At 50.5% G+C, this 26,886-nt stretch carries 22 protein-coding genes and 2 pseudogenes; 10 read left to right on the top strand and 14 right to left on the bottom strand.

Going from position 1 to position 26,886, the window contains the following annotated elements; translation table 11 throughout:
* Nucleotides 1-13 precede the first annotated feature (13 nt).
* Nucleotides 14-1,939, top strand: coding sequence for a glycoside hydrolase family 127 protein (locus tag KDW_RS22115; protein ID WP_151758111.1), 1,926 nt, complete (start codon nucleotides 14-16; stop codon nucleotides 1,937-1,939).
* Nucleotides 1,940-2,131: 192 nt separating this feature from the next.
* Here KDW_RS22115 and KDW_RS22120 read toward each other — a convergent pair whose 3' ends face one another.
* A complete protein-coding gene (locus tag KDW_RS22120) occupies nucleotides 2,132-2,989 on the bottom strand; it encodes a helix-turn-helix transcriptional regulator (RefSeq protein ID WP_151758112.1) in 858 nt (285 codons plus the stop codon).
* Between the two features lie 141 nt (nucleotides 2,990-3,130).
* Here KDW_RS22120 and KDW_RS22125 point away from each other — a divergent pair, with 141 nt between their 5' ends.
* Both KDW_RS22125 and KDW_RS22130 read left to right on the top strand, forming a co-directional pair.
* Nucleotides 3,131-4,024 carry an aldo/keto reductase family oxidoreductase gene (locus KDW_RS22125; protein ID WP_151758113.1) on the top strand — a complete coding sequence of 298 codons (894 nt, stop codon included), beginning with the start codon at nucleotides 3,131-3,133 and terminating at the stop codon, nucleotides 4,022-4,024.
* A 236-nt stretch (nucleotides 4,025-4,260) separates the two neighbouring features.
* Nucleotides 4,261-4,596 (top strand): hypothetical protein, encoded by a 336-nt coding sequence (locus KDW_RS22130; protein WP_151758114.1) that lies wholly within the window; start codon nucleotides 4,261-4,263, stop codon nucleotides 4,594-4,596.
* Here KDW_RS22130 and KDW_RS34170 read toward each other — a convergent pair.
* On the bottom strand, nucleotides 4,561-5,562 hold the full coding sequence (locus tag KDW_RS34170; RefSeq protein ID WP_233097848.1) for a L,D-transpeptidase family protein: 1,002 nt from the start codon (nucleotides 5,560-5,562) through the stop codon (nucleotides 4,561-4,563). The two genes, KDW_RS22130 and KDW_RS34170, sit on opposite strands and share 36 nt — an antisense overlap.
* 609 nt (nucleotides 5,563-6,171) lie before the next feature.
* Between KDW_RS34170 and KDW_RS22140 the strand changes: the two are divergent.
* Both KDW_RS22140 and KDW_RS22150 read left to right on the top strand, forming a co-directional pair.
* Nucleotides 6,172-6,980, top strand: a pseudogene (locus KDW_RS22140) (cytochrome P450); the annotation flags it as partial.
* 455 nt (nucleotides 6,981-7,435) lie between these two features.
* Nucleotides 7,436-8,158 (top strand): phosphotransferase enzyme family protein, encoded by a 723-nt coding sequence (locus KDW_RS22150; protein WP_151758117.1) that lies wholly within the window; start codon nucleotides 7,436-7,438, stop codon nucleotides 8,156-8,158.
* A 346-nt stretch (nucleotides 8,159-8,504) separates the two neighbouring features.
* Here the strand turns inward: KDW_RS22150 and KDW_RS22155 are convergent, their stop codons facing one another.
* Complete coding sequence (locus KDW_RS22155; RefSeq protein WP_151758118.1) at nucleotides 8,505-9,068, bottom strand: DnaJ family domain-containing protein; 564 nt, start codon at nucleotides 9,066-9,068, stop codon at nucleotides 8,505-8,507.
* A 141-nt stretch (nucleotides 9,069-9,209) separates the two neighbouring features.
* On the opposite strand from KDW_RS22155, the gene KDW_RS22160 reads away from it, so the two are divergent.
* Nucleotides 9,210-10,184 (top strand): GNAT family N-acetyltransferase, encoded by a 975-nt coding sequence (locus KDW_RS22160; RefSeq protein WP_151758119.1) that lies wholly within the window; start codon nucleotides 9,210-9,212, stop codon nucleotides 10,182-10,184.
* Between the two features lie 60 nt (nucleotides 10,185-10,244).
* Nucleotides 10,245-11,216, top strand: a complete 972-nt coding sequence (locus KDW_RS22165) for a GNAT family N-acetyltransferase (protein ID WP_151758120.1) — start codon at nucleotides 10,245-10,247, stop codon at nucleotides 11,214-11,216.
* A gap of 203 nt (nucleotides 11,217-11,419) precedes the next feature.
* On the opposite strand, the gene KDW_RS22170 is transcribed toward KDW_RS22165, so the two are convergent.
* The 5 genes from KDW_RS22170 to KDW_RS22190 form a co-directional block, all read right to left on the bottom strand.
* Nucleotides 11,420-12,055, bottom strand: coding sequence for an NADPH-dependent F420 reductase (locus KDW_RS22170; protein ID WP_151758121.1), 636 nt, complete (start codon nucleotides 12,053-12,055; stop codon nucleotides 11,420-11,422).
* Nucleotides 12,056-12,359: 304 nt separating this feature from the next.
* Nucleotides 12,360-13,355, bottom strand: coding sequence for a small ribosomal subunit Rsm22 family protein (locus KDW_RS22175; protein WP_151758122.1), 996 nt, complete (start codon nucleotides 13,353-13,355; stop codon nucleotides 12,360-12,362).
* 280 nt (nucleotides 13,356-13,635) lie between these two features.
* Nucleotides 13,636-14,481 (bottom strand): MBL fold metallo-hydrolase, encoded by an 846-nt coding sequence (locus tag KDW_RS22180; RefSeq protein ID WP_151758123.1) that lies wholly within the window; start codon nucleotides 14,479-14,481, stop codon nucleotides 13,636-13,638.
* Between the two features lie 386 nt (nucleotides 14,482-14,867).
* A complete protein-coding gene (locus KDW_RS22185; protein ID WP_162005502.1) occupies nucleotides 14,868-15,416 on the bottom strand; it encodes a hypothetical protein in 549 nt (182 codons plus the stop codon).
* Between the two features lie 201 nt (nucleotides 15,417-15,617).
* Nucleotides 15,618-16,661 carry a class I SAM-dependent methyltransferase gene (locus KDW_RS22190; RefSeq protein ID WP_151758125.1) on the bottom strand — a complete coding sequence of 348 codons (1,044 nt, stop codon included), beginning with the start codon at nucleotides 16,659-16,661 and terminating at the stop codon, nucleotides 15,618-15,620.
* Nucleotides 16,662-16,958: 297 nt separating this feature from the next.
* Between KDW_RS22190 and KDW_RS22195 the strand changes: the two genes are divergently transcribed.
* From KDW_RS22195 to KDW_RS22205, 3 genes and pseudogenes are all read left to right on the top strand, one after another.
* Entirely contained in the window at nucleotides 16,959-17,273 is a 315-nt protein-coding gene (locus KDW_RS22195; protein WP_151758126.1) for a GIY-YIG nuclease family protein, read from the top strand.
* A gap of 204 nt (nucleotides 17,274-17,477) precedes the next feature.
* Entirely contained in the window at nucleotides 17,478-18,692 is a 1,215-nt protein-coding gene (locus tag KDW_RS22200; RefSeq protein WP_151758127.1) for a cytochrome P450, read from the top strand.
* 27 nt (nucleotides 18,693-18,719) lie between these two features.
* Nucleotides 18,720-19,930: pseudogene (locus KDW_RS22205) on the top strand (threonine synthase).
* Nucleotides 19,931-20,033: 103 nt separating this feature from the next.
* Here KDW_RS22205 and KDW_RS22210 read toward each other — a convergent pair.
* The 6 genes from KDW_RS22210 to KDW_RS22235 all read right to left on the bottom strand — a co-directional run bounded on the left by KDW_RS22210 (nucleotide 20,034) and on the right by KDW_RS22235 (nucleotide 26,826).
* Nucleotides 20,034-20,996 (bottom strand): carbohydrate kinase family protein, encoded by a 963-nt coding sequence (locus tag KDW_RS22210; protein ID WP_151758128.1) that lies wholly within the window; start codon nucleotides 20,994-20,996, stop codon nucleotides 20,034-20,036.
* A 196-nt stretch (nucleotides 20,997-21,192) separates the two neighbouring features.
* Nucleotides 21,193-22,581, bottom strand: coding sequence for an aminoglycoside phosphotransferase family protein (locus KDW_RS22215; protein WP_151758129.1), 1,389 nt, complete (start codon nucleotides 22,579-22,581; stop codon nucleotides 21,193-21,195).
* Nucleotides 22,582-22,743: 162 nt separating this feature from the next.
* Entirely contained in the window at nucleotides 22,744-23,832 is a 1,089-nt protein-coding gene (locus tag KDW_RS22220) for a beta-sandwich domain-containing protein (RefSeq protein WP_151758130.1), read from the bottom strand.
* Between the two features lie 20 nt (nucleotides 23,833-23,852).
* Nucleotides 23,853-24,464, bottom strand: coding sequence for a hypothetical protein (locus KDW_RS22225; protein WP_162005503.1), 612 nt, complete (start codon nucleotides 24,462-24,464; stop codon nucleotides 23,853-23,855).
* 2 nt (nucleotides 24,465-24,466) lie between these two features.
* On the bottom strand, nucleotides 24,467-25,219 hold the full coding sequence (locus tag KDW_RS22230) for a hypothetical protein (protein ID WP_151758132.1): 753 nt from the start codon (nucleotides 25,217-25,219) through the stop codon (nucleotides 24,467-24,469).
* A 161-nt stretch (nucleotides 25,220-25,380) separates the two neighbouring features.
* Entirely contained in the window at nucleotides 25,381-26,826 is a 1,446-nt protein-coding gene (locus KDW_RS22235) for a hypothetical protein (protein ID WP_151758133.1), read from the bottom strand.
* Between the last annotated feature and the right edge of the window lie 60 nt (nucleotides 26,827-26,886).

A 26,886-nucleotide genomic window follows, 5' to 3' on the forward strand; every position in this document is an offset into this window, starting at 1 on the left:
TATGGAGGCGATTATGGACAATTATAAGCAACGCAGATTACAGCCAATCGCATTTCAGGCTGTTCAGTTTCGTGATACATTCTGGCAGCCACGTATCGAGTTGGTGCGTGAGCAGACAATTCCATTTGAATATCTTCAGTGTAAAGAGACAGGGCGTATCGACGCGCTGCGTTTGGACTGGGAGCCAGGTCAGGAGCCGACTCCGCACATTTTCTGGGAATCTGATCTCGCGAAGTGGCTGGAGGCCGCCAGTTATAGTCTTGCCACCCATCCTGATGCTGATCTGGATGCGTTGCTGGATCAAGTGATCGCCTTACTGGCGGCTGCCCAGCAGCCCGATGGCTATTTGAATGTGTATTTCACCGTTGTTGAGCCTGGGCGGCGCTGGACAGATCTGCGTGATGCCCATGAGTTGTATTGTGCGGGCCATTTGATTGAGGCGGGGGTTGCGCATTTTGAGGTGACTGGCAAGCGGACTTTGTTAGCGGTTGTACAGCGTTATGCGGATTATATCGCGACGGTCTTTGGTCCCGAGCCAGGACAGAAGCGTGGCTACTGCGGCCATGAGGAGATCGAACTGGCGTTGGTCCGCCTGTATCGTACTACCGGTGATCAGAAATACCTGCGCTTGAGCCAGTATTTTATTGATGAACGTGGTCAGCCGCCCTTGTATTTTGAGCAGGAGGCGACTGAACGCGGTACGCCAGGCTTCTTCGGTGAAACGCTGCCGGAGCGTGCCGAGCAGCTAGCGATGTTCAGACAATACAACCAGTCGCATCAACCGGTGCGAGAACAGCGTGAAGTTGTAGGGCATGCGGTACGGGCAATGTATCTGTATTGCGCCATGGCCGATCTCGCGCTTGAACTGCATGATCCCTCGCTGGTGCAGGCCTGTGAGCGCCTCTGGCAACACCTGACGACAAAGCGCATGTATCTGACCGGCGGCATTGGCCCCTCAAGCGCCAATGAAGGCTTTACGACAGATTACGATTTGCCCAACGAAACGGCTTATGCCGAGACCTGCGCGGCGGTGGGACTGGTCTTCTGGGCGCACCGCATGCTGCATCTGGATTGTGATGGTCGCTACGCCGATGTACTGGAACAAACCCTGTATAATGGTGTGCTCAGCGGCATCTCGCTGGATGGTAAGAAGTTTTTCTATGTTAATCCCCTGGCCAGTACAGGTCAGACGCATCGCCAGGAATGGTTTGGCTGTGCCTGTTGTCCTCCAAACATTGCCCGGCTGCTGAGCTCGCTAGGACAATATATGTACTCGCAGGGAGATGCCGAGGTCGCTGTCCATCTCTATGCTACCAGCGAGGCTCGTTTGCAAGTTGGTGCGCATACTCTGATGATGCGCCAGCAGACGCAATATCCCTGGGACGGTGCGATCCGTCTGGATCTTGAGCTGGCCAGTCCCGCCCGATTTGCCTTGAAGCTGCGTATTCCAGGTTGGTGTACCAGACCAGTGCTGCGCGTGAATGGTGTGGTCGTTGAGGTGGCTTCCTGTCTGGAGAAAGGCTATGCGCGCATCGAGCGTACCTGGCAGAATGGTGATAGTGTTGAATTGCATTTACCAATGCCGGTAACACGCATCTATGCTCATCCCGCTGTAGTAGCAGACACAGGTTGCGTAGCCCTCCAACGTGGACCCCTCGTGTACTGCGTAGAGTCGGCGGATAATCCTGTTCCACTGAATCAGTTACAACTACCCGTTGACCAGCCTTTACATCCTGAATTCAAACCAGACATCCTGAACGGTGTAGTTATGCTGCAAGGATCAGCCTGTGTGCCAGATCTCACGGACTGGAATGATTGTCTCTATCGTACCCGGAAACTAAGGATGCAAGAGACCCGGCTGACCGCCATCCCCTACTTTGCCTGGGATAATCGCCAGCCAGGCGCTATGCGTGTCTGGATCCGTGAATTATCGATCTGATGCCTCAGACAGAGAGAGTATTTTTGGGCTCTCCGGCCATTAGGGGGAAAGCGGGGTGCAGGGGCGGCAGCCCCTGACGGAGCGCGAGGTGTCCTCGCAACCCTCTCCCTCCCCTCTTCCCCCGAAGGACGGAGAGAGTATTTTTGTGAATAGGATGAAGGTATTTATGGATAATCTACCATAAAGCCGAAATCAAGGTGTAGCATTGACAGTTATCTTTATATCCATCAACTGCTGTAATTTCGCTAGCGTATCCGTTTCGGGTAGCGGTGTATAGATCATAACCTTGAGTTCGGGGGCGGTAGGTACCTGTAAGGTTGTATGCTCAAACATCAGGCGTCCTACCAGCGGATGTTCCATGTCTTTTTGTGCATCGTCTCTCCCGCGTACATCGTGACGGGGCCACCATGCGCGAAACTCAGGACTGACTCGTTGTAAGTCGGCTATCAAGCGTTTGAACCATTCTTCATCAGCGTAACGTGCACTATCAGCACGGAATTCTGCGAGCACTTTCTGCGCTACCTGTTCCCATTTAGGGTTGTGTATATAATGGCTCATGGGATCAGCGAAAATACGCCAGACAGCATTATATTCATATGGTGGTACCGACGGCGACCGCAAAAAGATATGCTCAGCAGTGGTGTTCCAGGCCAGATAATTCCAACGACGACCAATGATGTAAGCCGGAATAGGATTAAGCGCGTCAATTACACGGCGTAACGCAGGGCTTATCTGTTCATGAGATGGGTGTGTATCGATGAGGGGTTGCTGATCGGCAAGCAAGAAAAGATGTTGCCGCTCGGCGGGTGTAAGTTGTAATGCATCAGCAATATTATGGAGTACCGCGCTGGAAGGGTGAATATCGCGTCCTTGCTCCAACAGGGTATACCAGGAAACGCCCACATTTGCGAGCTGCGCTACCTCTTCGCGCCGCAATCCTGGCGTGCGCCGTCGCCCACCACGTATCACCCCAACCTGTTCTGGCGAAATGCGCATACGTCGCGTGCGTAGAAAATCCGCGAGATCTTGTCTGCGTTGGTCGTCGCTCACCGTTCTCTTTGCTCCTTATCCTGCTAGTCTCAATCATATGATAAAGAGACTCTGGTCATACTATAACTGTCATGTCATACTTCTGAGTGTATCACACACCGCGATGTTCGTAGTTTCAATGAGAGAAAGAGGAATTTTTCGATGGTATTGCATTCAACGCATGAACATAGTAACCTGCCAGCCGCAGCCGCAGGAACGTTCACCATGGCTGAGGATCTGACAGTCACGCGTATAGGGTACGGTGCGATGCAGTTGGCTGGCCCGCACGTGTTTGGCCCACCAGCCGACCGCGACGCTGCCGTGGCCGTATTGCGCGAGGCGCTGGCGCTGGGGATCACGCACATCGACACCAGCGACTTCTACGGCCCATACGTGACCAACCAGATCATCAAAGAAGCGCTGCACCCCTATCCCGACTCGTTGCACATCGTGACCAAGGTGGGAGCATTACGAGACTCCAGGGGCGGCTGGCCCCAGGCACTCGCCCCTGAGCAGTTGCGTCAGGCCGTACGCGACAATCTCGAACACCTCGGACTAGACGTACTCGATGTCGTCAATCTGCGCGTCGGCGGGGTAGAAAGCCCCACGCCTGGCTCGATTGCCGAACCATTTACGGTGCTCGCGCAACTGCAGCAAGAAGGCCTGATCAAGCACCTCGGTATCAGTAATGTGAACGCTGAGCAGATCGCCGAGGTACAGTCCATCGCGCCGATTGTGTGCGTGCAGAACTTCTACAACCTCGCTCATCGGGCTGATGATGAGCTGATCGACGCCCTTGCCGCACAGGGCATCGCCTACGTGCCCTTCTTCCCACTCGGTGGCTTCTCCCCTCTTCAGTCCGACAAACTGAGAGCAGTCGCCACTCGTAGGAATGCCACACCGATGACCGTCGCGCTGGCGTGGCTGCTACAGCGCTCACCGAACATTTTGCTGATCCCAGGGACCTCATCCATCGCGCACCTTCGCGACAATGTCACCGGTGCTGCTCTGACTCTTTCTGAGGACGATCTGGCCGAACTGAACAGCGTTGCCTGATACGTACCGGCAGCAGTCATGAAGGCTAATACTTTTCACTTAAGGACTCTGTTGGCCAATGGTATTACGGGTAGAAATTCAGCCCGCCATGTTCGATTCTGTGTCATGTGGGTCTTTTGTCTGTTTGTGGAGCACCAAAAAGTGGCTTTTTGGTGCCCGTTTTGCCATTGGCCAACAGAGTCCTTAAGCGCTTTTGTGACCATAAAAATATGGTGGAGAAAAGCAGCGGATCGTACGTGGAGAGGGCGCCACACGCGGAGGCCGGCATGCGGCGTGATCGTGGAGCGAGGGGCTCAACGAGCATCGCATGCCTGTGGCGCCTACACCGAGACGGATTATGGTTCGCGATCCTCTCCGAGAAGGTACGGGGAGGATCCACGCGCTCTCCCACCACGTTGTTGCGCGAGCAGGCCATGGCACACACGATCCCTGTAGGCGCCACAGCACTGCGCGTCGTTCGAGCACGCTGGCCTGCGCAAACGCAGCAGTGCGGCCTCCGCGTGTGGCGCCCTCTCCACGTACACATGGCTTGCTGGTCACGTCGAACCATCTCTCAACGTATCGCTAAGTGAAAAGTATTGGTCATGAAGGCCGCCGCTACTACTCGTGAATGTTGACTGCGGTGCCGATGGGGCCCAACCATACAGCCATTCGGCCTGGGCGGTACTCATGACGACGCAGCCATGGGTTCCGGTCATGTCGCCATATACTGGATCGGTATGGGGTACGTTAGTACCAGGACCATAGGTGCTTCTCCACCAGGCGTCATGGAGGAAGAAGCCACCTTCTTTGAACTCCAGGGCGTAGTTGATGTGGGTTGGCTCATAGTAGTAGGGTGAGCCAACCGGCCATGGTGAGTAGAAGGTGGTTGGACTCTGTTTGCTAAAGACATGATAGACACCAACAGGCGTGGGCAGATCGGGTTGTCCACTGGTGATGGCGAAACTGTTGTCCATTTTGCCGTTGTTGCAGAATGTGGCCCACTGCGCACTCAAGTTGACATCAACTACCTGTCCCTGTGTCCCAGCACAATTAGCATTGCTACCTGCAGGCGCAGGTGCTGGTGCTGGCTTCTCTGAGGTCACCAGACCACTATAGATGTACTCTGGCGCGCTATTTCGATCGGAGATGCGATACCAGACAGGACTGGTAGAGATTGCTTCACCATTGATTGATCCATAAATAGTCACTTCCGCGCCTGTATCCAGGGTTGAAACGATATCTCCACTGGTATAAGGCGTACTGCGCACGTTGGATGGTTTAGTTGCATATTTGGTTGACGGCGCATTATCCCAGTTGACTAATGGGACAGCTGGCGCTGGCGTCGGTGTTGGCTCGACAACCTTTGTCGGTGTCGGTGTCGGTTTGACAACCTTTGTCGGTGTTGGGATTGCTGCCTGCGGGATCTCTTTATTTTTAGGCGTTGCGGTAGCTTTTTGTCCATCAACATAAGGCGATGAGATGGGCGTAGTATTTGCGGTCTGGTTATGCGTATTCGAGGTAGCCAGGGCCGCAAAAGGATTGAAGATTACGAACATTACTGTTCCAACTAAGACCATCACGACTATTAGAGTTATAGAGATAGTTTTTAAATAGTTTTTCATAATTGCACCCCGCTTTTTGATAACTGTTTATTATTGCTCAGTAATAGTATAGCTGAATTTATGAATGAATTAAATGGCCTACTTCACAATTCTTCCGTAATCTACGCAACAACACTGGATACTCTTGCGCTGAATGCGTTGCGTCTCATGTTTGACTTGTGGTATATCTATTCAGGTCAAGTTTGAGTAGCGTGTTATGGGATGATAAGCTTATGGGTGAGCAGTGATAAATGATGCATGGAGGTGTACTGTCTGATGAATGTTGATTACATGGATAACCTCGAACAGTTATTATTACTTGATGAAGAGATGATGCAGCGACGCTATGAAATTTTTCGTCAGGTGCAGAATAATCAGCGTGTATTCTGGAGCGAAAAATTGCAGCGCTGGATCTTTACTGGTTACACTGATACGCGAGAAGCCTTGCGAGATGCACGTTTATCCTCAGAGCAGCTCCCGGCTGTCCTGAAGAAGTTGCCTGCAGAGATACGCGATACGTTGGATACTGATAATCCATTGCTCAGACAGGCTAATAAAATCATGATGTCCCGTGACGATCCCGATCATGCACGTCTGCGCTTGCTGGCCAATAAAGCTTTTACGCCGCGGATGATTGAACACCAGCGCCCCTTACTGCAGCGCCTGACGCAGGAGCTACTTGACCAGATGGAGCAGCAGAAACAGCCTGATTTTATTCGTGATGTTGCTATTCCTTTGCCAATTATGGTGATTGCGGTCATGATTGGTATTCCTTATGAATCGCTGGGCCAGATCAAGCAGTGGAGCGATGCCGGTGCCGACTTCTTAGGCAAACCAACGGACACAATTGAAGTATTCTTCCGCATGGCCGGGGCGGCACTGGAATTTAATGAGTATATCCAGCCCCATCTGGCTGAGAGACGGCGACAACCTAAAGATGATTTATTGAGTGCGTTTATCGCTGCTGAGTCGCAAGGAGATAAATTATCTGAGGATGAATTGATTGCGAATATTTATTTATTGCTCGCCGCAGGCAATGAAACAACGACGGACCTATTAGGGAATGGCTTATATAGTTTACTCAAGCATCCCGAGCAGCTAGCCCTCTTGCGGCAGCGACCCGAACTGTCCGATGCCGCAGTAGAAGAGATCCTGCGTTTTGAGAGTCCCTCACAAATTACCGGCCGCCATACCAAAAGCGACATTGAGATAGCCGGGCAGCATATTCCTGGCGACCAAAGTATCATGCTCCTATTGGGCATGGCGAATCGTGATCCCAACTGTTTAAGGATCCTGATCGCTTTGATATCACACGCAAAGATAACAAACATATCGCCTTTGGTCTTGGTCCACATTATTGTCTGGGTGCGCCGCTGGCCAGATTAGAGGCTCAGGTTGTGTTACCACTGGTGATCGAACGCTTTCCCGCGTTACGCATGCTGCAAGAGCGGCCCGCCTGGCGCAAAAATCCTACATTTCTAGGACTTGAAAGCTTGCCACTCGTATTCGCATAAATAATCAGAAAGATAATGGTTCCACAACATGGATGTTTCAAAAATACTGACGGCCTGGCCCATAAATGGTCCGTGCTCACTGACCCCTCTTACTGGCGGCACAAATAATCATGTCTGGCGTGTTGATACAGCTGATAGACAGGCTTATACCTTGCGCGTGGCACCCGATGCCACACATATCCCAGAATGCGTTATGAGGCATCGGTTTTGCAGGCACTCGCGCTGAAAGATCTGCCATTTCAATTACCTGTACCTATTCCAGCCCTCAATGGGAACATCCTTGTTCCTCTTGTGGAAGGGGATCAGGATAGCCGATGGCCACGCTGGCCCCGTTTTTGCCGGGAAGAACCTCCGAGCGTAGCACACCTGAACGTGCGGCGGATGCCGGTGCAGCCCTGGCCTTACTGGATCAAGCGCTTGCCTCTGTTTCTGGCTATAGCCTACCAAAGGATATTCGCACGCTGCTCCCTTTTGGTGACCTGGCCGGACGGAATCTTCTGGTGCCAGATCTGGCTGTAGCGCTTGGACAGCTGCCTGTGGATCAGGAAGCGATTCGTCAGTTACAGATTACACTCACGCAACATATGGCCCAGGTTGATGCTTTATATGCTACCTTACCTCAACAATTGCTGCATCGAGATTTTGATACAAGTAATCTTTTAATCGATGAGCATGGTGTTACCGCTGTTTTGGATTTTGAGTTTGCCGCTCCCGATATCCGTGTCCTGGATCTAAGCGTGGCCTTGAGCTGGTGGCCGGTGAGCCGGATGGGAACAGGAACCGAATGGGAGATTATTGATTCATTGGGGCGGGCCTATGTTTCTGAGTTTCCTTTAACTGAAGCAGAACTGGTGGCGATCCCAGCCATGATGCGTATACGCCAGTTTGCCTCTCTCCAACACCGCATTGGTCGCTATCTGTCCGGTCTCGAACAAGACAACGCCATTCAGAACGCCATCAAAAGCGCCCAATGGCGTTTCACCTGGCTCACCGCCAACCAGGACACACTGATCGAGCATGCCCTGAAATGGCTGTGACGCGTCTCATATTATACCAGGACAACAAGGAAATATGATGAATTATATTAAAGAGATGTAAAAGCGGTATTTTTGGCCCTTGTGGCCGATTGGTTTCCTTCACGCGAACCTCGCCGCACCACGATCATGCGACGCCATGTCACCACAACCAGGGCGAAAGAGATGTGAAGCGAGGCTTGAAGCGGCTTGACCATGGTCAAGGGAAGGATTGCATGGGGGAGCCAATCGGGTGCAAGCCCCGAACCTACATTTCCGATTTTCTTGATCATTTCATGTAATTAAACCTCTTATCGGCATTGGTAATTTCGCCAACAGGATCCAGGGGCCGATCTACAGTGATAGTTTTTTATTCGTCGAAGACATAGAAGCGTTCCCGGTATTCCTGCAGCAGTTGCTCGGCAGGCAGGGGTTTCATGTGCATCGCACCTGGGGCAAGGATGTTCAAGGAGAGGATGCGGCTGTTGATTTCTTTGAGTAGTTTGTTGTATTGTTTCTCATAGGCATGGACTTCACGCAGATAGGCTTTGATGCGGCGCTGATATCTTGCCCTGGCCAGGGTTTGCACATAGCTGAGGCGGTGCTGTAAATATTCAAGGTGTTTTTCGATCAGGGTTGTCTTTCTGCGTATTTCTTTTTGTAGCGAGATTTCCAGTGGTTCCGCGCCAATTGATTTGAGGATATTGCTGGCCAGTGCATCGAAGCCGTTTGTTTCTAGCGCTTCTGGCTGAAATGGCTTGCCAGCTCCCGCCAGATTGTCGAATTGGCCCGCGTTCTGAGCTTTCTGGATCAGGTAGTCCGCGATGCCATGGAAACGGATAGCTGCATTCTTTTGCTCTTCTTCATCATCCCGTGTACGCTGCGCGCTGGCACGCTCGTTCCGTGGCAACTTGCGCCAATCTACAAAATCCATCCTCAGCTCCTTCTCTAGTTGTGTTTTTTCCTCTTTACTGAGCTGTATACTTATTTCTGTTGTGTATTAACTCTATTTCTTTTATACTATAGAATATACAAAAATAAGGATAGTATTGCAAACGAAAGTGAGCATTCAGAAATGGACTTCCGTACTTTCGACTTACCAGCCGCCCCGCAGATTCCAGGTCTGGTTTTTCGACTCTTCCGTGGCGAGGCCGATTATCCCGCCATTGACCATATTCAGCAGGCGGTGAAGCAGGTAGACGGTGATATCTGGATGAAGACACGCGCTGATTTTAGTGCCCGGGATTGTGCTACTACCAATCCATTTGAAGATTGTTTATTTGTGGAAATTAATGGTGAGGTTATTGGCTATAGCTGGATCGATTGGTGGACGGAATCGAATGGTATTCAACTGTATCTTCTACTGGGATGGATCTTGCCGGAATGGCGGCGTAAAGGGATTGGGCGGACACTCTTACACTGGCAGGAGCAACGTGCGCGCCAGATTGCTGCTACTCAAGCTCCTTCCGAGTGCAGGATGTTTGGTGCGAATGTGGATGAGACCCAACCGGCGGCATTGGCGTTTTTTTTAGGTGAGGACTATCGTCTGGCTTTTACAGTGGTTGATTTGCAGCGCCTGCTGTCTGAACCGCTTCAACTGGCGCCATTGCCCGCTGGTGTCGAGTTGCGACCTGTCACCCCTGAACAGTATCCTGCGATCTATGAGCTTAATGAGGCGACCTTTCGCGAGTCGAATAATGGTTATACAGAGCAATCCTATGAAGAATTTTTGCAGGATGTGATCAAGCCTACAACCGATACCTCGCTCTGGTGTATTGCCTGGGAGGGTGAGCAGGTGGTGGGTCTGGTGATTAATGAGATTGTGGATGGCAGTGGTAAGACGCCCTGGGTGGCGGTGCGCAAGGATTGGCGGCGGCGCGGCCTTGGGCGGGCGTTGATGACCCATAGCCTGCAGCGTTTTCAAGAACGTGAGATCCAGCTAGCCAGCTTAACGACGATCCTCGAAAGTATTAGTAATGCGGTTGGCCTTTATGAGAGGGTCGGCTATCGCATCGTCAAGCGTATGCCTCGCTATCGCAAACCAATGTAACCATGATTGTCATTGTGAGTGATTCATCAAAAGCACATTGGCTGGGGAAAGAGTAAAGTTATGTCCATCCACTATACTTTTCCAGATGGTCTACAAATACGGCATGCAACCATGGCTGATCTTCATGCTGTCACCGAGCTTATTATTGCCTGCGATATCGTGGATTTTGGGAAGCCAGACTATTCTGAAGATGAATTAAGGCAAAACTGGCAGCGAGCGAACTTCCAGCTTGCTACAGATGCCTTTGTCCTTCATTCTGCTGCTGGTGAAATTATCGGATACACAGATATTTGTCCCTCAAGAGGGGGAATTTATATTAACGCATTGACACGTGTCCATCCTGATTATCGCCAGCTCAATCTCGATGAAGCTCTTTTTGAGATGGCAGAGGCATATGCCTGCCAGCGTGTTACTAGTGCTCAAGTAGATGCCACGCTCTCACCTCTTGCCTGGACTATCAGTACGGATGTAAAACGCTTGAGCTTGCTTGAGCAGCGGGGGTATCGGTCTGTCAACACAGAATGGCGCATGGAAATTGATTTTCACGAGCCTCCGCTTGCTCCTACGTGGCCTGAAGGCATCGCTGTTCGCCAGTTCGTGGTTGGACAGGATGAACAGAGCGTTCATCAATTGATACAGGAAGCTTTTCAAGACCTGCGGGATTATGAGTATGAATCATTTGATGATTGGCAAGGCTGGGCATTCAAGCACGGTAACTTCCAGCCCGCGCTCATTCCAATTATTACCAGTGGCGCCGAGATGATCGGGGTGGCCTGGTGTTATGGTTTTTCAGATGGTGGAGCGTGGATTTATCAGCTGGCCATAGCTCAGCCCTGGAGAAAGCAGGGACTGGGCTTACAGCTATTACGTCAGTCTTTTTACATGCTCTACCAGCATGGAATACGCAATGTCGGTCTGACCGTCGATCTCCAAAATGTCACAGGAGCGGCGCGTCTTTACGAACGAGCAGGCATGCATCTTGCTGAACGACATGATACATGCGAAAAGCAGTTAGATTGTAAAAAGAAGTAATTCATCAGAAAAAGTTTTAACGAGACTTTATCTGATGCAAAGGATTTGAGGCTGTCGGCGTAGACCTCGGCGGCTTCGGGGGTGCTGCGCCAGATCTGGAGATATTGGCGGCTCTGGCAGTTCCAGATTCGCAGAAGGTAAGAAAGAGGGCCACACCAGAACAACTTTCCTGGTTCGGCCCTCTCTTTTCTGTTATGGAGGTTTTATGGCAGGGCAGTGAGTCTCTTTTTGGCTTCTTCAACGGTCATGGGAATGTTGTAAATCAGTGAGCCTGGTTGTTGTCTGTGCCCACCTTCTCTTAAGAAGCCGGTGTCTACTGCTGCGAAGCCGATATCTTCAATCAGGCGGGCAACTACTTGTTTGGCCTGGCTGTCATCTCCAGCCATAAAGATAACCAGTTGTTTGCTGGGATCTGTACTACTGCCACTTTTGAGCGTCTCAAAATGCATGGTGTTAAAGGCTTTGACCAGTCGTGCGCCAGGTATCAATTTCAGGATCTCTTCGCTGGAGGTACTATGGCCCAGATCTTCGATTTCGAAGCGACCGGCTTGATCTACTATATAAGGATTTGTTGCATCTATGACGATTTTATTTTCAAACAGAATGTCGTGCGGTAATTTGGTACGCTGGCTCCAGGGTAGAGCAAGGAGAACGACCTCACCGAACCTGACAGCCTCTGGTACGCTGGCAGCGCTGGCATTAGGACCAAGTTGGGAAACCAGCTCAAACAAGGACTCGGGTCCTTTTGAATTACTTATAGCGACCTTGTGACCAGCTTTAGTGAATAATATTGCCGCATTGGTTCCAATATTACCTGCCCCGATAATACCAATATCCATCGACTGCATGCTCCTTTTTGTAGTAAAGACCGACTTTTAAATTTCTCTGATATATACCTCTCACGGCTGGATCGTTCTCTTCGTTACTTATCAATCGGCATTGTCCCGTTTGTGTGGCTTGCTTGCCTGGCCTTTACCAATATCTCTTTTAGCTTAGCATGCGATACCATCGAAGAATGATTATTTATCAGCATGAACAACCTCTCTCATACATAATGGAAGGTGATTTTTCCGCTCCCATGACTTACGATATCACAAAAGAGGCTATCATAGTATGATTCCGGCTGATCATTGGCTCGCTGCTTTATTCCTCGATAGGCTGGCTGAGAGTTTCTCCCCATTTGTAGTCTGTGGCTTGCTTAAATGCTTCGCGCTGACTTTTGAGTATATGTGCAGTGACAATACCACCAGTACTGGAAACGGTCAGGGTCGCGTCCCTTTTTGTCTTATGGGGCTGATGGATCAGGCGACCCCAGATGGGAGTATCTGCCTGGAAACGGGCCATGGCAGCGTATGAGAATTTGCTTTCTTCCCAGCCTGCGGTCCCTTCTTTGGCGCGTCGTTGGAAGGCTGGTCTCTCTAGCCGCTGTGGAAAATGACACCAGTCGTTGACTAGAGGACATGGCTGGTCGTGGGCGCAAGGCGCGACCGTTCGGGCGTCCAGCGTGAGCAGGTATTCGCGCATTGCTTTGACAATCGGGAAGGCGGCTGATGTTCCTGGCTCTACAATCAAAATCATCCCTGAGCACTGTTGCCAGGCCAGGGTAACGATCTCTTTACGTAGCGCCGTTGGCAATTCGTTCAACACATGGCCAAAAACAATCAAATCATATTTTTCGGTCAGCGCAGGTAGCTTGCCGCCAATAGTCGCTCGTTGCCAGTTTGTTTGCTTGAGGGCTGGATGCGTACTTTGTTGGACTAGCTGGCGTCCAAGCTGAATAAAGGCCGGTTCCCGTTCCCATGCGGTCATTTTCTGTAGTGAGGGCCATTGCTCGCAGGCCGCCCAGAGCGCGGTTCCAGGACCACTGCCAATGTCCAGCAGCGATTTCGGTTGCCAGTCAAGCACGCGTTCTTTGACAGCGGCCATCGCGCCACTTAACTGGGCATAAGCGGCAGGAAAAATAATGGCTGCATATCCTAAAACATCTCCGGCACCGCGTGCTAAGGATTGTTCATCGCCTGTGCGCAGCGTGCGATAGCGCTCACTTACCGCCCGGGCGGTACTCTTCCACTTCGAGGCGGGCACATCTTTTAAAGCCGCTTCAATGGCGACCTCTAATTGATCGGGCAAGGATAGCATGCCGTGATTCTCCTGTCATTGCATGAGTATTTTGTCTGGACCTTGCTACTCTACCAGATCAGCCGTACGTTGCGCAACTTTTGCGGATTGCTATGCCATCAAGTGCTTGCTCGCTATGCAAAGAGAGAGATGCTCAATCTTGCTAAAGACCAGGACATCTCTCTGTACTCCATCCAACAAAACGTGAATAGTCGTTCAGTTGTGGGTATGGATTACTTTATCTATTCTTTTTCGCGCCAAAAAAGCGGAAAGTTTTGATCAGGCTCTGCTGATGTGCTACTCATTTCATATAGATCAGACGACGACCATGGGATGGGAGGTAGCAGGTGAGTTCTGGATGATTGGCGCGGATATAATCGACGAAGAAGCCGGGACGGCCGGTGTTGCCGGAGAACATTTCGTAGTGGGTGGGTATCACAGCTTTGATGCTAGCTGCGGCTGCCAGATCGGCGGCTTCGCGCTCATCCATGTTACCGACCAGTTGCTCTTGTTCGCGGAAATGGCTGCGACCGTTAATTGGTAGTAAGGCGAGATCAATCTTGAGGGCTTGCAGTCGTTCTACCAGCCCATCGAATACCAGTGTGTCGCCTGGATGATAGATGCGTACACCAGCCATTTCAATGACATACCCGAGATAGCGATATTGACCATTGCTGATGTCCTGACCAAAGCTATACGTGACGGGCGGAAAGCTGAGTCCGTGTAGAGCAGGTATAGGAAAGATTTTGATTGCTCCATTGGTAACTTCTTCATCTGGCTGTACTCCTTGCACTTGCTCAGGTCGGACGCCAGCTTTAAGTATTTGATCGATGATTGGAGCCGGGGCAATGAAGCGTGGTTGTGATGGATGATTGGCCAGGATCTCTAGTGTGGGTATGTCCAGGTGGTCGATGTGTTCATGCGTATAGAGTACCAGGTTGATTGGTGGACACTGCCCGGCTGTGAAGGGAGGTGGGACGAGACGGCCTGCCATGGGTTGCAAGAATGGATCAATCAAGATGGTGTTCGAGCTAGTTTTTAGCGCGAAGCTGGCTTGCCCTAACCACCAGAGCGCTACTGCTTCCGCTGGAAGTTGTACACTCTCTTGAATTTGTCTGGCGGTATCAATAGATGGTGTTACGACCATGTATCCTATCCTTTTCTACACTCTAGTATTCTGTCAGACATCATGTGATGGGGAGGTGGGGATGCAAGCGAGCATGCCGGGGGCATGATCAAGCGGCGAGCCCCTTGACGGGGGGATCGGGGGTTGTGCCCCGACATCTCCCCCGCCCGCCCGCGTAGCGGGCGCACAACTCATCATACGAAGTTTGACAATGTACTAGTTATACAAAATGGGAAGAGTCAATGTAATTATAAACGCTATCTGCTAAAATGCCAGCTAGTGTGCAACTGAGTAGTATCTTGTAGGGAGGATAGCAGGAAAGCAAATTTGCAGCAAAAAAAAATCTTCAGGATAGTTCTTGCTGCAAATTTGCTCAGGAGAGGCAATAAGAGAAAAATATTGGACTTCTATGCTGCGTAGGTGGGAGGATTGTGTGGATGCTTTATAGGCAGCGTTGGCATTGGGGTGGGGATGCGGTTTATTCGTGCTGGAATAAAGACATTCCCATCCGCGCTACAGTCTCTGATATAGAGGCCATAACGTCCCTCATATAGACTGCTGCAGGTATAATATGTTACATGATCGTTATGTGTTGGAATAGTATATTGTGTGACGACCTCTGAAATCTGGCAGCGACCACCGTGGCGCACAACACTAAACTGACGTTTGGTTCCTGTATCGATGCTGGCCTGCGTATAGGTGAGGGATGCTGGCTGGCACAGGCGATAGGCTTGCGCCAGGCACTGTTCCGAATGATTGGCATTGACCTCCGATGGCATCTGACCGCCCATACGCACGGTGACTGTTCCGCAAGTTGAGGGGGCGCTGGCAGCTGCGACTGGCTTTGCACCGATAATGGAGGCCCATGATAAGACCCCCGCTGTACCTATACAAAAAATTGTCAGGCAGATGGCAAGCATAATACGAGCTGGATTCATTTTTCTGTTACTTTTCATGCACTGTAACCCTTTCGATTCATCTGTATTTCTAAAGCATCACAAGAAGTGCTTATGTATTTATTATACCGGTAAGGCAATATATAAATAAGCATATTTTTTTATCGATATCGGATAGTCACAATCATGTTTGTACGCAAAAACAAAAGCGCCTGTTTTCAGGCGCTTTTGATGCGATGAGGTATACTGTTGTGAACGTGTTTAGCGTGCGCGGGCGATGATGCCGTTATGGGCTTTGATCCGTCCATGTCGCAGGATCTCGAAGCCATTTTCGTACGCATAAAGTCCAAGATGTTTGACGTCCATCAATTCTCGATACGCGAAGTTCATAATATCAGCGAATAGTGTATAGAAGATTTTGGATTGTAGCTGTGCACGTGGAGTTGTCATGATGGCATAGCCACCGGGTTTGAGGAAGCGGCGATGCATGTCCAGTGCCAGTGGTTTGTATTCATCGGGAAAGTGCTCGATGAGTCCAATGCTGACGACGACGTCGAATTCTTTGCCATATTTCAGATCACGAATATCCACGACTTCGAAGTCGATATTCATTTCGTCGCGATACCAGACGCGAGGAGCGCCAGTGGCAGGATCTTCGCCGAGGAACGGATAGGCTTCTGGAAATTCGCCAAAGCGGTTGGTGCGGCAGTAGTCGTCATAGTCGACCAGGACGGCGTGTCCACCGGGATACATGGCCATCAACTGCATGGCTTCATAGCCATCGGCTGCTCCCAGGAAAAGGACTTCAGGTTTTTTGACGTCCAGACCTTCAAAGAGGGCGCGCTTCCCACGTGGATCCCAGACGGCATCCTCGACACGATGAATCTTATTCCAGACGGTTGCCTGGACAATATCTTCTACCGCTTCAAGTGCCTCATGCATTTTTAACGTCCCCAGGCTTTTCCCCAGTGTTCCAAAGGCTTCCTGACGCGTGGCCAGGGCATCCGCATCGAAAAGATTCTGGAATGAGCGGTTAAACATCTCCCACGAGGTTTGCGGGGGGAGTTGCTGATCGTGTTCTTTCTCCCAGCGCAACTTTTCTTTTGACCAGCGCTCTACACGGTAGGGGCGGCCAATTTTGTCCCAGGATACATCTTTCCAGTTGGAGATAGGATTCGCCTGATAGAAAACATCTTTACTATGCGTTGGTCTGAGGTCCATACGGTAAGTTGGGAGTAATCTGGTTGTCCCAATATCCTGTTCCGTATATGGATGGGATGCCTGCGATTTCTGATAAACGTCCATTGTCTGGTCCCTTCAAAAACGGCCTTGTAGTCTGACCCTCCGATGGGCGACATTGCCGGTCATGCGTACAATAAGAGCCAAAGATCCATCAATTTCTGTCTTTCATACCTCTGCGCTACCACTTTACTCACCCTAAAAATAATCTGGATAGCAGTAAATACTCTTGATTTGAAGTATGCTTGACCCTCAATCTATTGTCAAGTGCCACCCTTAGCAGGAGTGCAAGTCAGCGGTGTGCAATGATACAATACATCTACCTGTTTTTCTTTTTGATTAGCCAGAAATGATAATTATGCTATGGTTGCCAGCTTGTATTATGTGTATATAGTGCGCTGTAATGATACTACTCTCTATACGGGCTACACGACTAATGTTGAGCGTCGGGTGGCGCTGCATAACGCCGGGAAGGGCGCCCGCTATACACGGGCACGGCTGCCTGTGGTATTGATGGTAAGCTGGCAGTTTGCTACCAAAGGAGAGGCTCTGCGTACCGAATATGCTCTGAAACGCCTTCCACGTGCTCAAAAACTGCGTCTGCTGGAAAATCCCACACTGCTTGCTCAGTTGGTTACTGTGACAGATCAGGATGGGGATGCGCGTAATATTATGTAATATTATAAGGAACTCAACGTAGCGGCCGCCTGATGGCTGCTACCAGTGACATATCCGAGCAAGCAACGCCAACCACGTTACGGCTGGTGTCCATCAGTTTCTGCTCACCCCCTTTTTTGCGTATCCGGTCAATTGGTGGGTACAATAGTAGCGAGTGGGGTTTGTGTTTATTATTACCCATCTGGAGATAGAAAGGTTGGCTGTATGCAGCTTCCATCTTTTGTAGCTGATTTTACGTTGCCGCCAATGGTCTGGCATGAGCAGATGCTCGAGTGGTGCAGTACGATGCGGGCAACCGAGCCTGTGAGCTATGACGAGCGGAATGGCCAGTGGCGCATTTTTCGCTATGCCGATCATCTGCGTGTGCAGAATGACTATGCTACTTTCTCTTCGGCCCCGGGTGCGCAGGAAAATCAGGAGTCGGGGCGTAGCATCCTTGCTATGGATCCCCCGCGCCATCGGCAATTACGCTCCCTGGTTACGTCGGCTTTTTCTGCCCGCACGATTGCCGGGTTGGCACCACGGATTGAGCAACTGGCTGTAGAACTGGTCACGTCGCATCTGGCGCGTGGTGAGCTGGATGTGGTCACGGATCTGGCGGTACCATTGCCGATTCTGGTGATTGCTGATATGCTGGGTTTTCCTCGTCATAACTGGGCGGCCGTCAAAAAGTGGTCCGATTCGCTGGTGGCGAATTTCTCTGAGGATGAGGCTGAACAGGATGCAAGCACATCTGATCTGGCGATTAGCATGTTTGAAACGATTGCTCGTACGATCGATGCGCGTCGGCGCTCACCCCGGGAAGATATTTTGAGTCTGTTACTGGCGGCTGAGGTAGATGGTAAACATTTAAGTGATGATGATCTCTATATTTTTATTGTGACGCTGCTGGTGGCGGGCAATATTACCACCACTCAGTTAATCGGGAATGCTTTTCTCTGTTTTGAGCGTTATCCCGAAGCCTGGCAGCAACTGCGGCAGGATCCCACGCTGGTTCCGAGCGCGCTTGAAGAGGTCCTGCGTTATCTACCACCCAATCGTGGCACAGGTGGCGACCGTGTGATTATTGGTGGCCGTATCGCAACCAGTGATGTGCTGCTGGGAGATCAGCAGATCCATAAAGGTGATATTGTGCAGGTTACGACAATCTCCGCTAATTTTGATGAGGAGCAATTTCCTGATCCTTTGAAGTTTGATATTCAACGCACACCCAATCGACATCTCTCTTTTGGACATGGCATTCATTTTTGTCTGGGGGCGCCACTGGCCCGTCTGGAGGCAAAGATTGCCATCGAAACCATGTTGCGGTTGATACCTGAATGGCGGCCAGGAGATCAAACGGCTGTGCAGCAAATCAGGAATCACGTTGTCTTTGGGACGAAAAGTTTTCCAATTCAGTTTGAGCGTCGACTACGATAGTTTTTTTATCTAGATAAGGTGTATCCATTGGCTTTTAGCTTTCTTCAACATCTGGAATGTCCTCGTTGTCATGCGATCTACAATGCAGATGAGCAGGCACATTTATGCTCGTGTGGCTCACCGCTACTGGTGCGCTATGATCTGGCGGCCGTCAAGCAATACTTGAATAAAGAGATGCTGCAAAGTCGGCCAGCAGATCTCTGGCGCTATCATGAGCTGTTACCGGTGCGCGCTCCTGAATATGTGGTATCCCTGGGAGAAGGGATGACGCCGTTACTCCCTCTGCGTCGGCTTGGTCAGGCGTTGCAGTTAGAGCAATTGTATGTCAAAGACGAGGGGTTATTCCGACAGGATCCTTCAAGGCGCGTGGCGCGGCTGTTGGTGTTTCGCGGGCCAAAGAACTGGGTGTCAAAGTGCTGGTAATGCCCACCAATGGCAATGGCGGTGGTGCCTGGGCTACCTATGCGGCCCGAGCCGGCCTGGAAGCTTTTGTCGTCATGCCCGAGGGCGCACCAGTGATTACGCGTAACGAGTGCGCGATTAGCGGTGCGCATCTGTACCTGGTCAATGGTTTAATCAGCGATGCGGGCGCGATCGTGGGCCGGGCGGTGAAGTCCCATGGCTGGTATGACGCCTCGACCTTGAAAGAGCCCTATCGCATTGAAGGGAAAAAGACGATGGGCTACGAGATTGCCGAGCAGTTTCAGTGGGAGGTGCCGGATGTGATTATTTATCCAACCGGCGGTGGTGTTGGGATCATCGGCATCTATAAGGCGCTGCTGGAACTCCAACAGCTTGGCTGGATTGGTAAGCGCCTGCCGCGCCTGGTGGCGGTGCAGGCCAGCGGCTGCGCTCCGATTGTAAAGGCCTGGCAGGAAGGGAAAACCGTTTCCGAACACTGGAAGGATTCCCGTACCATCGCTTTTGGGATTAATGTGCCTAAAGCGCTTGGTGATTTCCTGGTACTGGAGGCTGTGCGCAATACTGATGGCTGTGCACTGGCTGTAGACGATGCTGAGCTGTTGCAGGCCCAGACCGAACTTGCCAGTCAGGAAGGACTCTTTGTTTGTCCTGAGGGTGCGGCCACGCTGGTAGCTGCCCGTCAACTGCGTGCGAGTGGCTGGATCAAGTCCAATGAGCGGGTGGTATTGTTGAATACTGGTAGCGGTATCAAATATCCCGACACCGTCCAGGTCTCAGTTCCCCTCCTGCAACCCCAGGACGAACTGCCCGCATAACCAAAATCAACCGTCGCAGTGGCAGCGCTCGTGGCTGCCCCTTCTCCACGTATAAATAAGCCGCCTGTCTACTTGTACGTGGAGCGGGGGCAGCGATGTTTGCTCAGGCTTGAGTGGTCAGGAAATGCTCTACTTCTGTTCGGGTGGGCGGGTCTGCTCCTTCGCGCTGGCAATTGAGCGCGGCAGAGGCGGCGGCGAAGCGTAGCATGCTGTTTACTTTGTCATCGCTGATGCTCGCCAGCTCGGCATGCGTCAGGATCTGCTGGTCGGCCAGATAGGTGAGCAGGCCGGCGCAGAAGGTATCGCCCGCTCCGATCGTATCTACAATATCAACATGGAAGCCTGGAATATGGATGGGTTTGCTACTACCTTTGTGAAGGGCGATGGCTCCTTTATCTCCACGCGTGATCACTACCAGGGCCGGACCCTGCTGAGCGAACTGGCGTAGTGCGTCCGTGACGGATTCACCGGGCCTTAACCACTCCAGGTCGGCGTCGCTGAGCTTTAAGAGATCGGTCTGTGCGATCATATCATGTAGCAGCGTACGATACCTGGACTCATCTTTGACCAGGTGCGGGCGCAGGTTCGGATCAAGTGAGAGCAGGGCCTTTCCTTTCAGTCCTTGAAACGTGCGTTTAATTGTCTCTGGTGTTGTGCCTCGTAGCAGGCTGATGGAGCCCGTGTGTAATATTTTGGTCTCAGTAAATAAGCTGGCGGGAATATCCTGCATCGTCATCAGCGTGTCGGCTGTGCCATCACCATAGAAATCAAATGAGGCCTGTCCTGCCTCCATAGCCACAAAGGCCAGTGTGCTATGGCCTTCGACCGTGCTCAGGAAACGGGTATCAATACCGTTTTGCTCTATATACTTATGCAAAGTGCGGCCAAAATAATCCTTTGCGATCTTACAGGCAAAGGCAGTGGGCTGGCCCAGGCGGGACACGCCAACGGCAACATTCAGGATTGAGCCCGCTGGATACATACGAAACTCATTGCTCTGGCCCCCATTTTTGCCGGGCAGAAAATCGATCAAGCATTCTCCCATGCACGTAATCAGTGTTCTCATCGAAATATCCTTCTAGCGTTAGTGTCATTGCTCTGAATGAAATGAAGAATGTGGCTTCCAGTGCCCATTCTTGTCGAGCAGCTATTTTCTTCTCCTACTATAACATTGCGATCACCTGAAATGATACTTGCCAGCAGTTCGTTACTTCCTGCTTGCTTTCAGATTGCAATTACACATAGATTGTGGTCTCAATTCTTTATACTATTTCGTCACGCATGCGCTCTAATAGTGTCTGCAGATTATAAGGAATCCCATGCCGCATCTCCCATCTGGCCTCTAGTTTTGGGATGATCAGTGATGCATAGAGGGTGGCAAGATAGAGGGGCGCCAGTTTTTGGGCCAGCTCAAAGATTGCAATTAATTGCTCTCTGGGAGCATAGTCTTCCCAGGGTTGCAGATATACATCCCGTAAACGCTGTCTGATTGATGTCTCCCCAGCCCATTGCGCTTCAAGGCCCAGTAGAAAGGGATAGAAACTGAAAAAAGGATGGGTAATACAGCTATCTGTCCAATCGAAGAATAGTGGACCCGTTGCTGTGAGTGCGATATTGCCGGTGTGGAAATCGCCATGCTCAAGAGAGCAGGGAACAGGCCCGTCGGCCAGTTGCAGGCACATTGAACGGAGATGTGGTACCAGTGCGTGCAGGCGGATGACATCTTTTTCGGCTAGACCAGGAAAGGCATTCATCATGAGCGAAGGAGTATCTTCGAGCATATCCTCAAGCTGCTCTGCAAGGGCTTCAGGAGGTAGATAAGGGCAACCGAGCTCGTGTAGACGTTGGTTCTGCTCAACCTGCTCAACCTGAAGTACTGCATAGCGCCGCAGTGCTTCTTCAAGCTCGCCGATGTTCTCACTCTGACTCAGCAACGTGCCACCAAAATCTTGCATCAACATCCAGCGTTGTTCTCTATCAACTGCCATCAGTACTGGCATAGATGATGGATATCCAGGTGCTAAAGTGGCTAAAATCGCCAATTCATGGGCAAAGAATGTCGGTAATGCTTTAAAGTAAATTATTCCTGTTGTTGTTGAAATACGCAATAGATATCCGCGCTCACCTACTCTGAGTTGCTCTGGTGCGGCCACCACGCGAGATCCCCGGTGTTCCAGTTGTTTCTCAATCCAGCTGATGACGCTGGCAAACCAATCAGGATTGTACCAGGGGATAGGTTGTGGGCTGGCAGAAGATGTGTTCAGGTTAGCCAGCCATTGTTCAATATTTGAGTGTTGTTCAGTCGGTACTGTGATGGTATGGAAAAGTTCTCTGGCAGCAATCCAGCGGATTGATTTTGCGATCATACCAGCAGAGGTATGCAGTTGCATGATATAGACTCTGGAAAAGCATCTGTTTTCTCGATTGTAGGTGTCAGAGAGACAACGCATGGTGGTTAGTTCTCCACCTATCTGGTGACTCATGGCTTGATTGACGGTAGTGACATCCGCCCAGTGTACATACTCTGTCGCCTGCCATGCTACGTGCGGAAGCGTGAGGTGTCCCTGCTCTCCGACTAAGAGAATGTGCTTTTCGGTGGGATGTATGATGATGCCTGTCGCATGATAAGAAAAATGGGATGTAGAAGCCATAATATATTCATCTCCATCTGCAAAAATATCTTTCAGAGTATACCATACTCATCTGCTAGAGATGGAATAACTGTGTAGATTAATATGAATAAAAAGAAGGAGAGCTATTTACATATAGCTCCCCTTCTTGCTTTTGACTAATGTAAGGTGAACACAATCACCTTATTTGGTTGAGATGTCGAAGATGTGTATTTGACCGTTGGTGGGCAAGGTGACACTCTTGATGGTTTTGCCACTCTGGAGTGCTACGTCGGTATAATACACGGATGTTTTAATAGTCTGGTTGCCATGTGGTGTACGCCGGTAGGTGGCGGCGGCGGCAACGCGATTATTATATGCAACCGTTGGTGCACACCAGTCGGTTAAACCGAGCGTGAATGTTTGTTGGCTTCCATCGGTATAGGTAATAGTGGCGGTGCCAGAGGCTGCTCCACCGGTTGAAGCACCCAGGAAGGCTAACGTTTTGGCCTGCGCGACAGGCGTGACTGGCACGACTTGTCCACTTGCCTGATAGTTGTCGGCATTCCCATCTGCGGCGCTTCTCCAGTTGAAGTTAACGCCATTGATTGTAACTGAACCCTTTGGCAGTCCTGCAGCACTGAGGGCGTCGTAGGAATACCCATTGTGTTGCCCATCAAAATTCTGTATCTGCTGAAGATCTTCGTCTATAGTGCCACCGATGTTATTGAATGGGCCCACTCGATAGCTAAAATCGAAGATGTGCATTTGACCGCCAGTTGTCTTTGGGAGCGTGATTGACTGCAGAGTTTTGGTCGGATCGATTGCAGCTTCAGCATAATAGATGTTATTTTTGATGCTTTGTTGTCCGAAAGGAGTATTGCGATATGGTAAAGTGAAGATTGGAAGGTTGCCAAACTGTGCTGTGCTGGCGCACCAATCGGTGAAACTCAGAGTATAAGGACTGCTTGTACCATCTGTGTAATAAACAGTTCCAGTACCTGTAGAATTACCATTGATGGCGGATCCCATAAACGTGATATGTGTGGCATTAGTCACATGATAGCCTTGATATGATATTGGCTGGCCATCAGCTATCCAGTTATTGCCATAGTGGTTAGTACTGGACATAAATGTGAAAATTGAGCCATGGAACGAAAAAGCGTTCGCGGTGCCCGTTATCGCACTCAGGTGTATACCTGTTTTTCTGAGCAACGTTTCTGAATAGCTGTGGTTGGTACCATCAATGTTTCCGAAGAGAGATGTGCCATCGTCGGTACTACCTATATTCATACTGATTGTATCTAAGAAGCCTATGGAGAAGATGTGTAACTTTCCCTGGTTAGTAGAGCCTGGCAGGGTGACACTTTGTACGATTTTTCCTGCCTGGATTTTAATATTCGTTTTGAAGATGAAGACAGGAATGTTCTGCGGTCCCCGGGGGTATTACGATAACCAAATGTGCCTACAGGTTGGTTTGAGAATGAGGGTGCCTGGGTGCCACCATTCAATGTCCAGTCACTCAACCCTAAGGTAAATGTTTGCTGTGTGCCATCGGTATAGTTCACCGTGCCCGTTCCATAAGATGGACCGTTGGAGGCGGCACCGGCGAAGCTTATTGATCCAAAGGCCTTCCCCTGTGGGTTGAGGGGAATGGTCTGTCCGGCGGCTACGTAATTATTAGGTGCTCCACCGATAACATCGGGAGCAATTAATTCGCTGGTATAGGGATATGTGCCCATGGGTTGCCCGGGTCCCCAGAAGAGGCTATCGCTTGTATAGCTATTGCCTGAACCATCAAATTGGCCAACCTGTGGGTAGGCATCATCGGTTGAGCCAACGTTATTATACAGGTCTGCGCTATGTGATGTAGTTGTACTCCAGGCGAAGAGGTGCAATTGAGCACTGCCGGTCAACAGGGGCATGGTCAGGCTGATCGCCTTCTTATTGGGCTGTAAAGACACTTTCGTGAAGAAAAGAAATGTCTTGACGTTTTGTTTTCCTTGACGATTGTTGCGATAGAGCTGAGCGGAAACAATTTTATTACCATAGGACGGTGTCTGTGTGCCACCCCGAGTGTCCAGTCGCTAAAACCAAGCTGGAAAACTTGTGTCGTGCCATCATCATATTTGATGGTGGCGTTGCCTGTGACAGCTCCGTTGGTTGCAGAACCAATCAGTCCCAGGGATACATCATTTGTGGTGGCATTAGTGATTGGAAGAACCTGCCCATTTGAAATGCAGTCGGTATAAAGTGGATAGTACCAGTCAAATTGCACGCCATCTTCCACAAACGAAGATGGGATTGATGTTTGTTGTAATGCCGTCTTTGAGTAGCTACGTCCACCGCCATCAATATTGCCCGCTGCCGTGTTACCGTCATCTGTTGCAGCTTGATCCCTGCAAGATTGGGCAATGTCTGTCTGCGGCTTTACTGTCTGTTGACTGACAGGTACTGTCTGTTGATGTGCAGCCATCTGAGTCTGCAATAGTTGTTGCTGGCGTGCGATGTTGGACGCTATAGTGGCCGTATTATTTTGCGCGGAAGTTGGATGGGGTGCAAACGTAAATGCGGCACCAACGAGGAGGAGCGCCACGGCCAGGATAACAATGCCAATCCAGAGGCGTTGCCAGAAGAACTTCTTTGTCTTCGGTTCATTCCCTTGATGAATTTGACTCATTCCTTTGAAAACTCTTTCTATGCTTCTTCATAAAGAATACATATATAAGCCAGATAAAATAGGATAGATCATGATAAGCACAGCTACTATAAGCTCTGCAAAGAAATCTGTCAATTATTTGTTGGAAGTACTACAACAGTACTATGGATTGATTCTGGATATTATGTGGTGAGATGTTGAATGATGCCTGTTAGTTCTTGTTGGGCACGTTCCAGGTCTCCAGCGAAGATAATACCCATGGGTTGTTTGGTCATGCGACAAATGATGCGGGTGCCGCTGGCCTTTAATTGTTCATCTTTTTCAGCAATGCCTTGTCGGAGGATAGCAGGTGGAATGTGGGTGGGAAAATAGTATCTGTCGATGGTCTGGATACGATTCTGGATCGTGTCGCGCATGGCTTGTATACTGGCTGTTTGCCGATTCGCTCCAATCACACTCAAAATAGCATCTGTATAATTAGTCCAGCGCGAATTGCATTCGGCGATATAGAGGACTGGCTGCTGGCCGCGTCGTCGCTGTAATGCCTCTTCCAATGGACCAGGCAGCATGATGTCGATATTGGCTACGCCACGGATGCTCTGGAAATCGATCTCAAGGTGGCGGGCTGTTTGTTTGAGTAATTGTTCAAAACAGGCAATGGTCTGCTCTTCATACGTTTCTTGCATCTGCGCGATGTTGGCATTTTTAGGAATATAGTTGCTGGTACCAATGCAGGCCTTGCTGCCTGCAGCCTGCAACTGTCCATTCCAGCGCAGGCTCTCAACCTGTCCCGCGCTAATTACGGCCGACATGCCAGGAGAATCGATCAAATCCAGATAGCGGCTCATCACGATCCTGGTTTCCTTCTCGCTATCCATAGTTTCCAACAGTATTTGTTGTGCCGCTTCCAGTGCTTCTGGCCAGCTGGTGTAGGTCCGGGTAAGGGTTGGTTCACCATTGGGGATCAGGATGATGTGCTTCTGAGTCGCATAGAGCAGGCAACAGCCATAATTCCCATCTGATTCGGCGGCCCGCAGCATGATACCTGGCGGATAGTCCGGGAGGCCTGCTTCACTGATGATCTCTTCGATAGTTTTGAGGAATTGCAGGGCGTCCTGTGATAGGTTCTCGATGTGGGCTATGCGATAATCTGGTGCCTGGAAGTTTGACAGGTCACAGTTATCCAGCCAGTTATAAAAATCAGCTTTGTTTTTCAGGAGATGGACCATGGCGGCTGGCAGTCCCCAGGCTCTGGCAGCCAGCTCGTTGTGAATAAAGCTTTGTGACTCAGGCGTGTTGATATAGGGAACGACCAGGGTGCTATTGTCGGCGTACTCCTGCTGTTCCTGCCGCAATTCACTGGCTGTGATGGCCCGGATGTCTTTGCCCAGGAGCGCACTGAGATAAGCAATCTGGCTGTTAATATCTTCATTATGGGTCGTGACCAGAATGCGTAAATTTTCCACATTTAGTGGAAGGTGCCCACAGCGTTCCCCATAGTGGGCCTCCACCTTGCGAATCGTGGCAGGATGCGAGGCGCGCAACAAACCACTGCCAATGTTGTGGAAGCCAACCCCGATCCTGGCAGGTGGGTCTAACGCAAAGACTGAAGTATCGAGTATATTCATTGTGTTGCCGCCCCCATTAGTGATAACTCTGTTTGTAGATACGTTAGCGCATACCTCCAT

This window comes from Dictyobacter vulcani, assembly GCF_008974265.1.
In the GTDB taxonomy this organism is placed as follows: domain Bacteria; phylum Chloroflexota; class Ktedonobacteria; order Ktedonobacterales; family Ktedonobacteraceae; genus Dictyobacter; species Dictyobacter vulcani.

Bases quoted from the DNA above. Each gene is read 5' to 3' on its own strand.
- KDW_RS22160 (WP_151758119.1), top strand. From the start codon at position 9,210: ATGGACTTCCGTACTTTCGACTTACCAGCCGCCCCGCAGATTCCAGGT.
- KDW_RS22210 (WP_151758128.1), bottom strand. From the start codon at position 20,996: ATGAGAACACTGATTACGTGCATGGGAGAATGCTTGATCGATTTTCTG.
- KDW_RS22170 (WP_151758121.1), bottom strand. From the start codon at position 12,055: ATGGATATTGGTATTATCGGGGCAGGTAATATTGGAACCAATGCGGCA.
- KDW_RS22125 (WP_151758113.1), top strand. From the start codon at position 3,131: ATGGTATTGCATTCAACGCATGAACATAGTAACCTGCCAGCCGCAGCC.
- KDW_RS22150 (WP_151758117.1), top strand. From the start codon at position 7,436: ATGGCCACGCTGGCCCCGTTTTTGCCGGGAAGAACCTCCGAGCGTAGC.
- KDW_RS22190 (WP_151758125.1), bottom strand. From the start codon at position 16,661: ATGGACGTTTATCAGAAATCGCAGGCATCCCATCCATATACGGAACAG.
- KDW_RS22185 (WP_162005502.1), bottom strand. From the start codon at position 15,416: ATGAAAAGTAACAGAAAAATGAATCCAGCTCGTATTATGCTTGCCATC.
- KDW_RS22180 (WP_151758123.1), bottom strand. From the start codon at position 14,481: ATGGTCGTAACACCATCTATTGATACCGCCAGACAAATTCAAGAGAGT.
- KDW_RS22175 (WP_151758122.1), bottom strand. From the start codon at position 13,355: ATGCTATCCTTGCCCGATCAATTAGAGGTCGCCATTGAAGCGGCTTTA.
- KDW_RS22215 (WP_151758129.1), bottom strand. From the start codon at position 22,581: ATGGCTTCTACATCCCATTTTTCTTATCATGCGACAGGCATCATCATA.
- KDW_RS22165 (WP_151758120.1), top strand. From the start codon at position 10,245: ATGTCCATCCACTATACTTTTCCAGATGGTCTACAAATACGGCATGCA.
- KDW_RS22235 (WP_151758133.1), bottom strand. From the start codon at position 26,826: ATGAATATACTCGATACTTCAGTCTTTGCGTTAGACCCACCTGCCAGG.
- KDW_RS22115 (WP_151758111.1), top strand. From the start codon at position 14: ATGGACAATTATAAGCAACGCAGATTACAGCCAATCGCATTTCAGGCT.
- KDW_RS22220 (WP_151758130.1), bottom strand. From the start codon at position 23,832: ATGAATATAGGTAGTACCGACGATGGCACATCTCTCTTCGGAAACATT.
- KDW_RS34170 (WP_233097848.1), bottom strand. From the start codon at position 5,562: ATGTTCGTAATCTTCAATCCTTTTGCGGCCCTGGCTACCTCGAATACG.
- KDW_RS22195 (WP_151758126.1), top strand. From the start codon at position 16,959: ATGGTTGCCAGCTTGTATTATGTGTATATAGTGCGCTGTAATGATACT.
- KDW_RS22225 (WP_162005503.1), bottom strand. From the start codon at position 24,464: ATGCCCCTGTTGACCGGCAGTGCTCAATTGCACCTCTTCGCCTGGAGT.
- KDW_RS22230 (WP_151758132.1), bottom strand. From the start codon at position 25,219: ATGAGTCAAATTCATCAAGGGAATGAACCGAAGACAAAGAAGTTCTTC.
- KDW_RS22155 (WP_151758118.1), bottom strand. From the start codon at position 9,068: ATGGATTTTGTAGATTGGCGCAAGTTGCCACGGAACGAGCGTGCCAGC.
- KDW_RS22200 (WP_151758127.1), top strand. From the start codon at position 17,478: ATGCAGCTTCCATCTTTTGTAGCTGATTTTACGTTGCCGCCAATGGTC.